This window comes from Micromonospora sp. NBC_01699, from assembly GCF_036250065.1.
Taxonomy (GTDB): domain Bacteria; phylum Actinomycetota; class Actinomycetes; order Mycobacteriales; family Micromonosporaceae; genus Micromonospora_G.
The window spans coordinates 2,856,158-2,869,883 of the sequence record NZ_CP109199.1; the positions used below are offsets into that span (position 1 = coordinate 2,856,158).

At 72.3% G+C, this 13,726-nt stretch carries 10 protein-coding genes; 9 read left to right on the top strand and 1 reads right to left on the bottom strand.

The window, feature by feature from the left end; all coding sequences use genetic code 11:
• The first annotated feature begins 52 nt into the window (after positions 1-52).
• The 5 genes from OG792_RS12840 to OG792_RS12860 all read left to right on the top strand — a co-directional run bounded on the left by OG792_RS12840 (position 53) and on the right by OG792_RS12860 (position 7,451).
• Positions 53-1,039, top strand: coding sequence for an ATP-binding cassette domain-containing protein (locus OG792_RS12840; protein WP_329109669.1), 987 nt, complete (start codon positions 53-55; stop codon positions 1,037-1,039).
• Positions 1,036-1,863 carry an ABC transporter permease gene (locus OG792_RS12845; protein ID WP_329109671.1) on the top strand — a complete coding sequence of 276 codons (828 nt, stop codon included), beginning with the start codon at positions 1,036-1,038 and terminating at the stop codon, positions 1,861-1,863. Before OG792_RS12840 ends, OG792_RS12845 begins: the two co-directional genes overlap by 4 nt.
• Positions 1,860-4,691: a DEAD/DEAH box helicase gene (locus tag OG792_RS12850; RefSeq protein WP_329109672.1), complete on the top strand. Its 2,832-nt coding sequence runs from the start codon at positions 1,860-1,862 to the stop codon at positions 4,689-4,691. Before OG792_RS12845 ends, OG792_RS12850 begins: the two co-directional genes overlap by 4 nt.
• Positions 4,688-5,527, top strand: a complete 840-nt coding sequence (locus OG792_RS12855; RefSeq protein WP_329109673.1) for an SWIM zinc finger family protein — start codon at positions 4,688-4,690, stop codon at positions 5,525-5,527. The genes OG792_RS12850 and OG792_RS12855 overlap by 4 nt, the downstream gene beginning before the upstream one ends.
• A gap of 208 nt (positions 5,528-5,735) precedes the next feature.
• The gene (locus OG792_RS12860) at positions 5,736-7,451 is read left to right on the top strand and encodes a S8 family peptidase (protein ID WP_329109674.1); all 1,716 of its coding nucleotides are present in this window, start codon (positions 5,736-5,738) and stop codon (positions 7,449-7,451) included.
• A gap of 118 nt (positions 7,452-7,569) precedes the next feature.
• On the opposite strand, the gene OG792_RS12865 is transcribed toward OG792_RS12860, so the two are convergent.
• Complete coding sequence (locus OG792_RS12865) at positions 7,570-8,856, bottom strand: hypothetical protein (RefSeq protein ID WP_329109675.1); 1,287 nt, start codon at positions 8,854-8,856, stop codon at positions 7,570-7,572.
• Between the two features lie 414 nt (positions 8,857-9,270).
• Between OG792_RS12865 and OG792_RS12870 the strand changes: the two genes are divergently transcribed.
• The 4 genes from OG792_RS12870 (at position 9,271) to OG792_RS12885 (ending at position 13,704) form a co-directional block, all read left to right on the top strand.
• Positions 9,271-11,046, top strand: a complete 1,776-nt coding sequence (locus tag OG792_RS12870) for a hypothetical protein (protein WP_329109676.1) — start codon at positions 9,271-9,273, stop codon at positions 11,044-11,046.
• A gap of 11 nt (positions 11,047-11,057) precedes the next feature.
• Complete coding sequence (locus OG792_RS12875) at positions 11,058-11,993, top strand: 5'-methylthioadenosine/S-adenosylhomocysteine nucleosidase family protein (RefSeq protein ID WP_329109677.1); 936 nt, start codon at positions 11,058-11,060, stop codon at positions 11,991-11,993.
• Positions 11,990-12,850 carry a hypothetical protein gene (locus tag OG792_RS12880; RefSeq protein WP_329109678.1) on the top strand — a complete coding sequence of 287 codons (861 nt, stop codon included), beginning with the start codon at positions 11,990-11,992 and terminating at the stop codon, positions 12,848-12,850. Before OG792_RS12875 ends, OG792_RS12880 begins: the two co-directional genes overlap by 4 nt.
• Positions 12,851-12,978: 128 nt before the next feature.
• On the top strand, positions 12,979-13,704 hold the full coding sequence (locus tag OG792_RS12885) for an NUDIX hydrolase (RefSeq protein ID WP_329109679.1): 726 nt from the start codon (positions 12,979-12,981) through the stop codon (positions 13,702-13,704).
• The last annotated feature ends 22 nt before the right edge of the window (positions 13,705-13,726 follow it).

Below are 13,726 nucleotides of genomic sequence, written 5' to 3' on the forward strand. Positions count from 1 at the left end.
ACCGTACGGTGTACGGTCTGTTTCGTACACCGTACGATCTTAAGGGGTCCGGATGACAGTGACAGCGGCAGCCGTACAGGTCGAGGGTCTGGTCAAGCGCTACGGTGGGCGCCCCGCGCTGGACGGACTCGACCTGCGGGTGGACCCCGGCACCGTGCACGGGCTGCTCGGGCCCAACGGCGCCGGCAAGACCACCGCCGTACGCATCCTCACCACGCTGCTGCGACCCGACGCCGGCCGGGCCGTGGTCGCCGGCCACGACGTCGAACGCGACCCGGTCGCCGTGCGCACCCGGATCGGGCTGGTCGGCCAGCACGCCGCCGTGGACGAGATCCTCAGCGGCCGGCAGAACCTGGTCATGTTCGGCCGGCTCTACCACCTGCCCGGCGCGACCGCCCGGCGTCGGGCCGACGAACTGCTCGCCCGCTTCGGTCTCGCCGACACCGGTGACAAGCCGGTCGGCCGCTACTCCGGCGGCATGCGCCGACGTCTCGACCTCGCCGCCAGCCTGATTCTCGCCCCGACCGTGCTCTTCCTCGACGAACCGACCACCGGGCTGGACCCGCGCAGCCGGGCCGAGGTCTGGGACGCCGTCCGGGGTCTCGTGGCGGGCGGCACCACGGTCCTGCTCACCACCCAGTACCTGGACGAGGCCGACCAGCTCGCCGACCGGATCTCGGTGGTCGACCACGGCCGGACCATCGCCGAGGGCAGCGCCGACCAGCTCAAGTCGCGGCTCGGCGGGGACCGGATCGACGTCGTGCTGCGCGACCGCGACCAACTGCCGGTGGCCGCCTCGGTGGTCGCCGCGATCGCCGGCGCCGAGGCCGAGGTCGACCCCGACACCCGACGGGTCAGTGCGCCGGTCGCCGACCGGGTCACCGCGCTCACCGCCGTCGTCCGGGGGCTCGACGGCGCCGGGATCGACGCCGAGGACATCGCGCTGCGCCGACCCACCCTCGACGAGGTCTTCCTGCACCTGACCGGACACCCCACCACCAGCGCCACCGCTTCGACCGACGAGAAGGTGACCGCGTGACGACCCTCGCCCCGCCCCCGCCCCGGTCACTGTTCGGCCGGCTGCGCTGGGCCGTCGCCGACGGCTGGACGATCACCCACCGCGACCTGTCCCACTGGGCCCGCCAGCCGTGGCAGATCGTCATCGCGCTGCTCTTCCCGGTGCTGACCGTGCTGATGTTCGGCTATCTGCTCGGCGGCGGCATGACGGTGCCGGGCGGCGGCGACTACCGGGAGTTCCTGCTGCCCGGCATGTTCGCCCTGACCATGGTCTTCGGGCTGGAGACGACGTTCGCGGCGGTCGCCACCGACGCGGCCAGGGGCGTCACCGACCGGTTCCGCTCGATGCCGATGGCACCGTCGGCGGTTGTCGTCGGCCGAGGCACCGCCGACCTGCTCAACTCGCTCGTCGGCCTGGCCCTGATGATCGGCTGCGGGCTCGCCGTCGGCTGGTCCTGGCACCACGGACCGGTACGCGCCGCCGCCGCGATCGGACTGCTCCTGCTGCTGCGCTTCGCGCTGCTCTGGGTCGGCATCTGGCTCGGCCTGCTGGCCAAAGGCCCGGAGGCGCTGGTCGCCGTACAGATCCTGGTCTGGCCGCTGGGATTCCTGTCCAACACCTTCGCGGCGCCGGAGACCATGCCGGGCTGGCTCGGCGTGATCGCCGAGTGGAACCCGCTCTCCTCGACCGTCGCCGCCACCCGCGAGCTGTTCGGCAACCCCGGCTGGGGCGGCGACTCCTGGATCGCCCAGCACGCCCTGCTGATGTCGGTGCTCTGGCCCACCCTGCTGATAGTGGTCTTCTTCCCCCTCGCCGTACGCCGTTACCGCAGGCTGAGCGCGTGAGCGGGAACATGGCCGAGGCGGGGCGCGGCGTACCTGCGGGGACCGGTTCCACCGGGGACGAGCCGACGGTGGCGTTCGCCCGGTGTGCCGTCCTGTTCGAGCCGGCCGATCCGCCGCGCGCCGGCACGGTGGCCTTCTGGACCGCCGAGGGGATACCGGAGCCGCTGGGCGAGCCGGGCAAGCTCACCGTGCTCACCCCGGACCCGGTCGACCCGAACGGGGTCGCCGTACGCACCGTCGAGGCCCGTCGGCTGCCCGTACGCGACGCTCTGGCGCTGCTCGTACGGGCCCGGCGCGACGCTGGTGGCAACGCCCATCCGGCGGCGGTGTTCTGGGGTGCCGCCGCCGACGAGGCCCTGCACCTGGTCGGCCGGGGACGGCTGCTGCCGGGTATCTCCCCGGCCGGGTTCGACGCCTGGCGGGTCGGGCCGTTCGACGAGTCCGACCTGGAGCGGGTCGCGGCGCTCGGGGCGGCGATGCCGGCCACCGCGCGGGCGATCCCGCTGCCCGAGCAGGACCCGCCCCGGCTGCCCGACGCGGTGCCGCTGGTGCGGGCGTTCCTCGACGCGGTCGCCGACACCCTGCCCCGGCGCCCCGACACCACCGGTGCCTACGCCGCCGACGCGCCACAGCCGGCCGATGAGCTGCGCGACTGGGCCGGCGAGGTGGCCACGGTGGACACCGGGCTGCGGCTGTCGCTGCGGATCGAGGCGGACCCGGACGACGTCGGCACCGGGCCGCTGCGGGCGGTGCTCCAGGTCGCCGACCGCAACGACGCCGCCAGCCTGGCCGACGCCCGTACGCTCTGGGCGCCGGGCCGGACACCGGGTTGGCCGGAGAACGTCCGCACCGACATCAGTCTGGCCGTACGCCGGGCCGGGCGGGTGTTCCCGCCCCTGAGCCGTCTGCTCGACGATCCGGTGCCGGACATGCTGGTGCTCGACGACGACGAGGTCACCGACCTGCTCGGCGGTGCCGCCGCACGGCTGGCGGCGGCCGGGGTGACCGTGCACTGGCCCCGGGAACTGGCCGGCGAACTGCACACCACCGCCCTGCTCGGCGGCGGTCGGGACCTGCCGGCCGGCACCGCCGGACTGTTCGGCGAGGGCCGGCTGCTGGACTTCAACTGGCAGGTGGCGCTCGGCGGGATCCCGCTCAGCGCGGCCGAGATGGACCGGCTCGCCGAGGCGCACCGACCGGTGGCCCGGCTGCGCGGACGGTGGATCCTGGTCGACCCGGAGACCGTACGCCGGGCCCGGCACCGGGTTCTGCCGCCGCTGAGCCCGGTCGCCGCCCTCGGCGCCGCGCTGACCGGCACGGTCGACGTCGACGGGCGGGCGGTGCCGGTCGGCGCGACCGGCTGGCTGGACGAGCTGCGGCGGCGGATCGCCGACGCCGACGGCGGCACCGAACCGCTGCCCGCGCCGGCGGGGCTGACCGCGACGCTGCGCGACTACCAGCTCCGGGGGCTGCGCTGGCTGACCCGGATGACCTCGCTCGGCCTCGGCGCCTGCCTCGCCGACGACATGGGACTCGGCAAGACCGTCACGCTGATCGCCCTGCACCTGCACCGCCAGCGGGACCCGGAGACCGCCGGCCCGACCCTGGTCGTCTGCCCGGCCTCGCTGCTCGGCAACTGGGAACGGGAGATCCGCCGGTTCGCCCCCGGCGTGGCCGTACGCCGTTTCCACGGCACCGGCCGGGATCTCGACCCGGCCGACGGCTTCACCCTCACCACGTACGGGACGATGCGGCTGGATGCCCGGCGGCTGGCCGGTCGGCGCTGGGGGATGGTCGTCGCCGACGAGGCCCAGCACGTCAAGAACCCGGCGTCGGACACGGCGAAGGCACTGCGCACCATCGACACCGGGGCGAGGGTGGCGCTCAGCGGCACGCCGGTGGAGAACAACCTGACCGAGTTGTGGGCGATCCTCGACTGGACCACGCCGGGGCTGCTCGGACCGCTGTCGGCGTTCCGGGAGCGGTGGGTGCGACCGGACGGCGCGGTGGACCTGGACCGGCTGGCCGGGCTGGTCGGCCCGTTCCTGCTGCGGCGGCGCAAGACGGATCCGGGCATCGCCCCGGAGTTGCCGGCCAAAACCGAGACGGACCGGCCGGTGACGCTGACGCCGGAGCAGGCGGGCCTCTACGAGGCGGTGGTCCGGGAGACCCTCGACGAGATCAGGAACAGCACCGGGATGGCCCGGCGCGGCCTGGTGCTGGCGCTGCTGACCGCGCTGAAGCAGATCTGCAACCATCCGGCGCAGTACCTGGGCGAGGAGCAGCCGAGGCTGCGTGGCCGGTCCGGCAAGCTCGAACTGCTCGACGAACTGCTCGACACGATCCTCGCCGGTGGGGGAGCGGCCCTGGTCTTCACCCAGTACGTGGCCATGGCCCGGCTGCTCGAACGGCATCTCACCGGGCGCGGGATCGGCACCCGGCTGCTGCACGGCGGTACCCCGGTGGACCGGCGGGAGGAGCTGGTGGCGCGGTTCCAGGCCGGCGAGGTGCCGGTTTTCCTGCTCTCGTTGAAGGCCGCCGGCACGGGACTCAACCTGACCCGCGCCGATCACGTGATCCACTACGACCGCTGGTGGAACCCGGCCGTGGAGGACCAGGCCACCGACCGGGCGTACCGGATCGGGCAGACCCGGCCGGTGCAGGTGCACCGGCTGATCGCGGAGGGCACGGTGGAGGACCTGATCGCCCGGACCATCGCCGACAAGCGCGGACTGGCCGACGCGGTGCTCTCCGGCGGCGCGGCGGCGCTCACCGAGCTGACCGACGACGAACTCGCCGAACTGGTGACCCTGCGGGAGACAACATGACCAACGGCAGCGGCGGCAGCAGCGGCGGCGGCGGTGAGGTGCTGGGATTTCCGGCGTTTCCGAAGGGGCTGCGCCGGATCCCGCGCTTCGCCCGATCGTGGTGGGGGCGGGCCTGGCTGACCGCGATGGAGGAGACCGCGCTGGACAGCATCCAGCTTCGCAAGGGCCGGCGGTACGCGTACGGGGGGCACGTCGGTTCGATCACGGTCAGTCCGGGGCGGCTCGCCGCCACCGTGTACGACGACGCGGGCGCGACGTACCGGACCGTGGTGGAGGTGGAACGGCTCACCGACCGGCAGTGGGAGCGGCTGCTCGGTGCGATCACGGCGAAGGCGGGTCACCTCGCCGCACTGCTCGACGGGGACGTGCCGCACGAGCTGGTCGACGCGGCCCAGGATGTCGACGTACGGCTGCTGCCCGGTCTGGGTGACCTGCAACCGCACTGCTCCTGCCCGGACTGGGAGTTTCCCTGCCGGCACGCGGCGGCACTGTCCTACCAGTCGGCGTGGCTGATCGACGCCGATCCGTTCGTGCTGCTGCTCCTGCGCGGTCGGGGAGCGGCCGAGCTGCTCGGTGATTTGCGCCGGCAACCACCGGCCCCGGAACGGGGGACGGGGCTGGTCGGCGTACCGGCGGCGGGGGTGTTCGGGCGGCCGGTGGCCGAGCTGCCGCCCGTACCGCCGGATTTGCCGGAGCCGGACCCCGACGGACTGTTGCCGGCGGTCGTGGCCGGACCGGGGGTGGATCCGGGGTCGCTGCGGCGGCTGGTCGCCGACGCGGCGCACCGGGCGCGGGCGTTGCGCGTGGTGGCCGGGCGGGGGTCGCGGGTCGGCTGACCGTCGCCGTGGCCCGGCTGTCGGCAATTGTCGCTTGGCATTGATGGTGATAGATCGATGGGTTGGACTGTCCAATGTGGTGACCCGCGACCGGATCGATGAAAAAGTGTGGCCGTCAATTGATGACCATCGCTTTCTTGGCGACCCGGAAAAGCACTGGTGGGGACCTTGCCGGGGCGGTGGGTAGGCCACCGAGGAGGAACCGTCCATGTCCGACAGTCAGCAACCCGGCTCCGGCACCGGACCGGCCGGAACCGAACGACGACCGGACCGGCGCCGGTGGCGTGCCGGCGCGTCCGTCGCCCTGTCCATCGCGCTCGCGGCCGGCGGCCTGGCCGCACCCGGCGTCGCCGGCGCCGCCCCCGGCCGTGTCGCCGGCCCGGCGCCACTGGTCGCCGCGACCGGTGACACCATCCCCGGCAGCTACGTCGTGGTGCTCGCCGGGAAGCCCGGCACCGCCGACGCCGCGCGGGCCGGCGCCGCGGTCTCCCGCGCGGCCGCGCTGGGCGTCAGCATCGAGCACCGGTATGCCGCCGCCCTCAACGGCTTCTCCGCCCGGCTCACCCCGGCCCAGGTCGCCGCCCTGCGCGACGACCCGGCGGTGGCCTACCTGGCCCCGAACCAGCGGGTCGGGATCGACGTCGCGCAGACCCCCGCCACCTGGGGCATCGACCGCGTCGACCAGCGGAACCTGCCGCTGGACAACACCTACAACTACGACCAGACCGGCACCGGCGTCACCGCGTACGTCATCGACACCGGCATCCGCTCCACCCACGCCGAGTTCGGCGGGCGGGTCTTCCCCGGCTACACCGCCGTTTCCGACGGCAACGGCGTCAACGACTGCAACGGTCACGGCACCCACGTGGCCGGCACCATCGGCTCCACCACGTACGGGGTGGCGAAGGCGGTGCGCCTGGTCCCGGTCCGGGTGCTCGACTGCTTCGGCAGCGGTACGGCGGCCTCCGTCATCGCCGGCATCGACTGGGTCACCTTCAACCACTCCGGACCCTCGGTGGCGAACATGAGCCTCGGCGGCGGGGCGTACCAGCCGATCGACGACGCGGTCACCAACTCGATCAACTCCGGCGTCACGTACGTGGTCGCCGCCGGCAACAACAACGGCGACGCCTGCGCGCTCTCCCCGGCCCGTACCCCGACGGCGATCACGGTCGGCGCCAGCACCAGCGCCGACAGCCGGGACACCACGTACTCCAACTGGGGCGGCTGCCTCGACCTGTTCGCCCCCGGCACCGCCATCACCTCGACCTGGTCCTTCGCCGACAGCGCCATCAACACGATCAGCGGCACCTCGATGGCCAGCCCGCACGTGGCCGGTGCCGCCGCGCTCTACCTGAGCACCCACCCCACCGCCACCCCGGCCACGGTGACCTCGTGGATCCTCGGCCGGGCCACCCCCAACGTGCTGTCGAACGTCGGCACCGGCTCGCCGAACCTGCTGCTGTACACCGGGGCCGTGGCAGCCAGCCACGCCGGCATGACCTGGCGGGTCCTGGAACAGCGCGCGGACAACGTGGTCCGGGTCGGCGCCGACGCGCTGACCAACGCCTACCAGGGCGACACGCCGGCCAGTGCCGCGCTGCCGCTGCTCTGCCTGTCGGTCACCGGCGCCCCGCTGCCGGCCGGGATCGTCACCGACCAGTACGCCGGCTGGTCCAGCGGCAGCGTACGGATCACCGCCCCGGTGCTCGGCTCGCAACTGACCAGCCTCGGCGCGGCGGACGCGATCTGCGTCGCGAACTTCGGCGCCGGCTGGCGGATGGCGGAGTTCCACGACGGCATCTACACCATCGGCCGGTTCCGGGCCCGCAGCGGTTGGAGCTTCTGGGCCAACGGCACCCCGGCGGCCAACACCCGGTTCTGGACCCACATCAACGACCAGCCCGCCAACCCGTGGAGCTGATCCGAGCCGAGTCCGGCGCACCCGCCTGACCTGATCGGCCGTACGGCACCGGCCGCCGCCACCCGCCCGTGGACGGGAGGCGGCGGCCGGATGCCGTCGCGTGCGAGCCGGAACCGGCTCAGGAGACGGTGATCGCCCCCGTGCCGGACCGTACGCAGGACACCGTGCGATTGACCGTGGCCGCCGCCCCGGTCAGACACTGCCCGAGCACCACGTGTCCGGCGGCGTTCGGGTGCCAACTTTCCTGGCACGTCTGGAAGTACGACACACAGCTGTTGGCGATGCGCTGGATGGCGATCTTGTCGTAGCCGGAGAGGCTGGTCAGGAAGGTGCCGGTCGGGCCGTCCTGGAGCCGGATCGGGGTGGCGAGGGTCCCGGTCGGGCTGGTCGCCGCCTCGCACAGCCGGGCGCCGTCGAAGGCCCGCTGCACGTTCAGATACACCAGGTCGTCGGCCGGGAACTCGGACCGCATGGTGTTCGCCACCGACTGGACCAGGGTGCCGAGGTTGCCGGAGAAGAGGTGACCGGCGGCGAGGCTGGCCCGGTGGATCGGGCAGCCGGCCGCGTACCGCTCCGCGCCGAGGTCACGGAACTTGTCCCGGCTGTCGTCGCGGCCGTCCTCCTCGTGGAACCTGGACTCCAGATCGAACGGCAGCGGGTTGGTGTAGTCCTGGAAGACGATCCGGTGCTGCCCGTCGGCGTCCACCTGGTCGAGGGTGGTGAGCAGCTGCCGTACGGCGATGGTCGTCTCGGCGGTCGCGGCACTGACCTGGGCCGGGGTGGCCAGGTCGCCGGAGCTGCACGGGGCCTGCTCGACCGGGCCGCCGAGGTACGCCCAGAACTCCCACCAGCCGGTCCAGGCGTCGGCCACGAACCGGTTGGCGCACTTCGACGCGACGTCGCCGAAGGTGAACGAGCTGTTGTTCGAGCCGAGGCCGATCAGCACCAGGTCGACGTCGTGGGTCGACGCGACCGCGCGGAGCTGGTCGAGCTGGGCGGCGACGGTCCGGCCGCTGGGCCGGTTGATCGAGGCGGTGGCGATGTCGTGCGGCTGGCCGCCGGAGCAGGCGAGGTTGAACCGGGCCTGAATGCCGGGCAGGCTCGCCTGGTTGAGCGAGGCGTTGGCGGACCGGTGACAGAAGAAGGCGTTGTTGTTCGGCGCCGACCAGCCCGGGAAGCCCTGGGCCACGCCGTTGACGTCGACGACCGGGGTGTACGCCCCGGCGCCCTCGCCGCTGATGAAACTGTCGCCGAGCGCCACCGCGGCGGTCGGTAGGGCCGCGATCTCCGCGACCGGTTTGGCTGCCGCGCCGGATCGGGCCGTGGTGGTGGCCGACAGCGCATCGACCGAGCTCAGGGTCGCGACGAGGGCGACCACGAGCGCGGTACGACGGAACATGGACATGGGGTGTCCTCCCTGCCGATGAGCAGAATGCGAGAGATCTTCGCGACCGCGATCAGACCACGCCCCGAGCCTGCCGTCAACGATCGATCCACATGGTTGTGTCGATGATCTGACCGTTCCGGCTCCGTCCGCTGTGGACCGCGTGCCGCAGGCCGGTGGCCGGCGCCGATGAGCATCGGTGGTCGGGTTGTCGGGCATCGCGGGCCCGGTCGCGGTCGTCGTCGCCGACAGACCCCTAATCGTCCACTTGACACGAACTTGGGTCGGCCTCTACTTTCGACTTAGCGTCATATTGACGAGAACACCTCGGGTCCGATCCGCCGAAGGCCCGTGCCGGTCGTCCGACAACACAGCGCAAAGCCAGCTCACGACGCAGCTCCCGGCAACTTCCTCCGCACCCTCGACAGTCGATGGATGGACGTCATGACAAATCCGCAACTCCCGCACCAGGCAACCGGTTCCCACGAGATCCGGCCACCCTCACCCGAGCCTCCACCGCCGCGCCCGCACCGCCCCATCTACTCCGCCGGGCCGGCACCCGTCCACACGGTCTCCAGCGCCACCCGGCACCTCAGCGCCGGGGCGTATCTCGACGACCGGTTCCGCCGGGACAGCCTGAACCAGGTCTACCACCAGACGAAGCGGCTGGTCGCCCCGTCCTACGGCTACGACGTCATCACGGTGCTCGGGCACTGCCTGCGGGCGACGAGGATGGCGAACATCCGCGACGCGGCCATCGTCGGCCTGCTGATCGTCGCCCTGTGTGCCGCACCGTTCGTTGCGACGGTCACGCTCTGCACGCTGATCGGAATCCACCTGACCGTCTCGACCCTGCGGGTGCTGCGCGCGACCGGCCGGGAGATGCAGGGCGATCAGCCGTTCAATGGCCTGGCTGTCCTCGTCCGACTTCTGCGCCTGTTCTTCCAGCTCGTGGTCAGCGCGATCCTGGTGTCGTTGGCCTCCCTGCCCCTTCTCTTCGGCCTGCTCGCAACCGGTCGGGACACGGCAACGGCATCGGCGATCACCGCCAGCGCGCAACAGGGCGCCTCCTTCCTGATCTCCGTACTGTTTGCGATACCGGTAGCGATGAGCGTGTGGCGGCAGCGGCAACTCGACAGGCTCGCGCCGGGGCAGCCGTCCGCCGTCACCGAACCGAATCCGCGATTCGACGAGATCCGCCGGCAGGACGGCGGCAACGTCGTCGTCTACTCCGGTTACTGGCCCTTCGTCGGCTCCGGCCGCGTCCTGAAGTCCTGGGGCTTCGCCCAGCGGCTGGTCCGCCGCACCGACCCGCTCGGTCTGGCCCGGCCGGAGGCCGAACGGGAGTTCCGTGAGCCGCCGTTCGTCGCCGAGGACATCATCAAGCACGTCCGCGACCACCTCGGGGGCCTGACCGCCGCGACCAGCCCGGAGCAGCAACTGCCGGGGCTGACCATCACCGACCGGGTGTTCCTCGCCGGGACCGAGACCAGCCGGCTGGTCCCGCACATGTCGGCGGAGCAGGTCGACCAGGTCGTCCGGCACCCGACCGCACCGGCCCGGCACTACCTGGTGTGCCAGGTGGTCTCCTGGCGCGGCGAACTGGTCACCACCGTGTACGTGCACTTCGCCGTCCAGGGCAGGTCGCTCTACACCGAGCTGACCTCGATGGCGCTGCCCCCGTGCGACGAGCGGTACCGAATCATCGACCAGGTGGACGGCACCGGTCCGACGGCGTACCTCAGGGGGATCGTGCGCAGCCTCACCGAATGCCCGCAGATCATCGGCGTCGCCCCGCTGAACCTGCTCCGCGCCGGGTACGACAGCGTCGTCGCCTCGTTCGCCCGCACCGACGGCCCGACCGGACCGGACCAGGTGACGATCGGCTACGACTATGGCGCGAGGTTCAGCGTCCGGGAACTCGGCACCGCACTGGACACCCGCAACCACACCCAGACCCAGGACATCGAGAAGTATCAGCGGGTCATCGAGCGCCGGGTGCTGGCCGCCATCCTCGACTTCCTTGAGGGCCGGGGCGTGGACACGAGTGAGTACCGGCAGCGGGTGATGACCCTGCTCAGCGCCGGTGCGGTGGTCACCGGCAGCGGCAGCGTCAACGTCTACGGTGACGCGATCGGCAGCCAGTTCCAGCAGGGGGCACCGGCACCCGCACCCACCGGCTCCGGCGCACCCACCGGCTCCGGCGTCTGATGGAAGGCCACATGGACGACGGCGGGCCACGCAACGTCGGGGCGTACAACAGCGGGTCGGGCAGCATCACCGTCGGTGGCTCCGCGATCGGATCCCAGCGGATCTACCACCCGGCCGAACCGCCGACCCGTCGGGCCGCTGCCGGTGCCGGCCGGGACCCCGACGGGGACCGGCGGGCCGACATCGGCATCCTCACCGTGCTGGAGGCGGAGATGGTGGCCGTGGTCGAGGTGCTGGAACGGATGCGGGACCACCGCTCGTACCAGATGTTCGGCGGGGCCCAGGTCCACGAGGCGTCGGTACGCACCGACGGCGGCAGCCTCCGTACGGTCGCCATGCAGACGCTGGGCCGTGGCCCGCAGTCAGCCGCGGTCGCCTACCGGGACCTGCGCGGGCTTTACCGGCCACCGATAGTGCTGCTGGTCGGCGTCGCCGGCGGGATCCGGTCGACGCTGGACATCGGCGACGTGGTCATCTCCGAGGAGGTGATCTACTACGACGCCCGCCGGGAGACGCCAACCGGCGCCCAGCGCCGGGGACAGGCCCATCAGATCGCCCCGGTGCTGCTGCGCCGGCTCAACGAGTTCTTCGTACGGCAGCGGGGGATCGTCCAACTCGACCCGGAAACTCACTTCCGGGTCCACCGTGGTCCGATCGGCTCCGGCGACGCGGTGATCACCGACGCCGACTCGGACATCCGGGCCTACCTGGAGCGGTTCAACGAGCGGACGCTCGCGGTGGAGACCGAGGCGGGTGGGGTGGCCCAGGCGTTCTACGAGGAGGTCGACGTCGACCAGACGCTGCGCGGCTGGCTTACCATCCGGGGCATCTCCGACCTCGCCGACCGGCACAAGGGACACGAGCACCACGATCTCGCCGCTCGGCACGCCGCCGCGGTGATGGAACGGCTGCTGCCGTACCTCTGGTTGACCGAGGCCGGGCAGTGACGCGGGCCGGCGGCCACCGGCCGGGTCGGGAGAAGTGGCGCACACCCGTACGGCAGCCCTGGTGGGGCCGACTGGCCGGCCGGGAGTTGGAGGCGTACCTCACCGCGAGCCTGGCGTTGGCCGTCGGCCTGCTCAGCCTCCTCGACGTGGCGAACCCGGCGGCGGTCTCCGCCGCCACCCTGTCGATCCTCGGGCTGATCGTCTTCGACCTGTTCACCGGGCGCCGACGGCTGCGCCGGATCGACTCGGCGATCCGGGACCTGCCCAGGTCGCTGGGCAAGGCGGGCCTGACCGAATCCGTCGACCGTCTGATCACGGCCGCCGGGCCGGGAACCGTGTTGCGGATCGATGAGGCGCAGGACATCCGACTGGTCGGCGTCACCCTGAGCCGGACCATCCGCAGCCACCTGCACGACCTGGAACGTCGACTGGCGGCCGGGGCGTCGGTCCGGGTCGCCATCCTCGACCCGGACGGTCCTGGACCGCGCGAGGCGGCCCGCCGCAACGCGGTGCCGGACGACGCGCTGGTGTTCGAACACCGGTTGCAGCCGACGATCGACCTGCTGCACCACCTGGCCGCCGGCCCGGGGGTCAGCGGCCGGCTGGAGGTGCGATTCCTCCGGTTCGTCCCGGCCTTCGGCCTGACCCTGGTGGATCCGGCGACGTCGCACGGCCGGATCTCGGTCGACATCTACTCCCACCAACCGGCCGGTCCGGAGGCGGTGATCAATCTCGACGCCGGCCGGGACCCGATCTGGTACCGCCACTTCGCCAGCGAGTTCGACCTGATCTGGGCCAACGGGCAGCCGGCCCCGATCGGCGGTGGGCGGCGCGGGACCGACGCCGGCCGGGCATGACCGCCGCCGCCGGACCGGGCCGGTCCGCCAGGCGCACGGGTACGCTGCGCGCGAACCGGGGCCCGTCCTACCCGCCGTCCGGGCACCGGATGATGGGTCCGGAGCGGTTCTATGGTTACCCTCGCACTGTGTCCTCCCGCCCACCGAGTCCGTTTCGGATCGCCATCGACCTGGTCATCCTGACCATCCGTCAGGACCGGTTGCACGTCCTGTTGATCGAGCGGGGCAAGGAGCCGTTCGAGGGCCGACCGGCGTTACCGGGCGGATTCGTCCGGGCCGGGGAGGACCTGCGCGACACGGCAGTACGCGAGCTGGCCGAGGAGACCGGGATCGACGGTGGCAAGCTCCACCTGGAGCAGGTGCGCACCTACGGTCACCCGGATCGGGACCCGCGCGGGCGGATCGCCTCGGTGGCGTACCTGGCGATCGCGCCGGACCTGCCGATACCGGTCGCCGGTACGGACGCCGCGACCGCCCACTGGGAACCGGTCGACAACGATCGACTCGGCCGGGGCTGGCTCGCCTTCGACCATGACGTGTTGCTGCGCGACGCCATCGAACGGGCCCGCGACAAGCTGGAGTATTCGCCCCTGGCCACGGCGTTCTGCCAGGACCTGTTCACGATCAGCGACCTGCGCGCGGTCTACGAGGCGGTCTGGGGCGTACGGCTCGACCCGCGCAACTTCCACCGCAAGGTCACCGGCGTCAAGGACTTCGTGAAGGCCACCGAGGAACGCCGCTTTCCCCCCACCGGCCGCCCCGCGATCCTCTACGAACGCGGCACCGCCTCCCTCCTCCACCCGGCGATGCTCCGCCCCACCCGCTCCCACGACAGGCCCACCCCCCTCAACTGACGGCCACTCCCTCGCTACCTGA

Bases quoted from the DNA above. Each gene is read 5' to 3' on its own strand.
- OG792_RS12840 (WP_329109669.1), top strand. From the start codon at position 53: ATGACAGTGACAGCGGCAGCCGTACAGGTCGAGGGTCTGGTCAAGCGC.
- OG792_RS12855 (WP_329109673.1), top strand. From the start codon at position 4,688: ATGACCAACGGCAGCGGCGGCAGCAGCGGCGGCGGCGGTGAGGTGCTG.
- OG792_RS12860 (WP_329109674.1), top strand. From the start codon at position 5,736: ATGTCCGACAGTCAGCAACCCGGCTCCGGCACCGGACCGGCCGGAACC.
- OG792_RS12865 (WP_329109675.1), bottom strand. From the start codon at position 8,856: ATGTCCATGTTCCGTCGTACCGCGCTCGTGGTCGCCCTCGTCGCGACC.
- OG792_RS12870 (WP_329109676.1), top strand. From the start codon at position 9,271: ATGGACGTCATGACAAATCCGCAACTCCCGCACCAGGCAACCGGTTCC.
- OG792_RS12875 (WP_329109677.1), top strand. From the start codon at position 11,058: ATGGACGACGGCGGGCCACGCAACGTCGGGGCGTACAACAGCGGGTCG.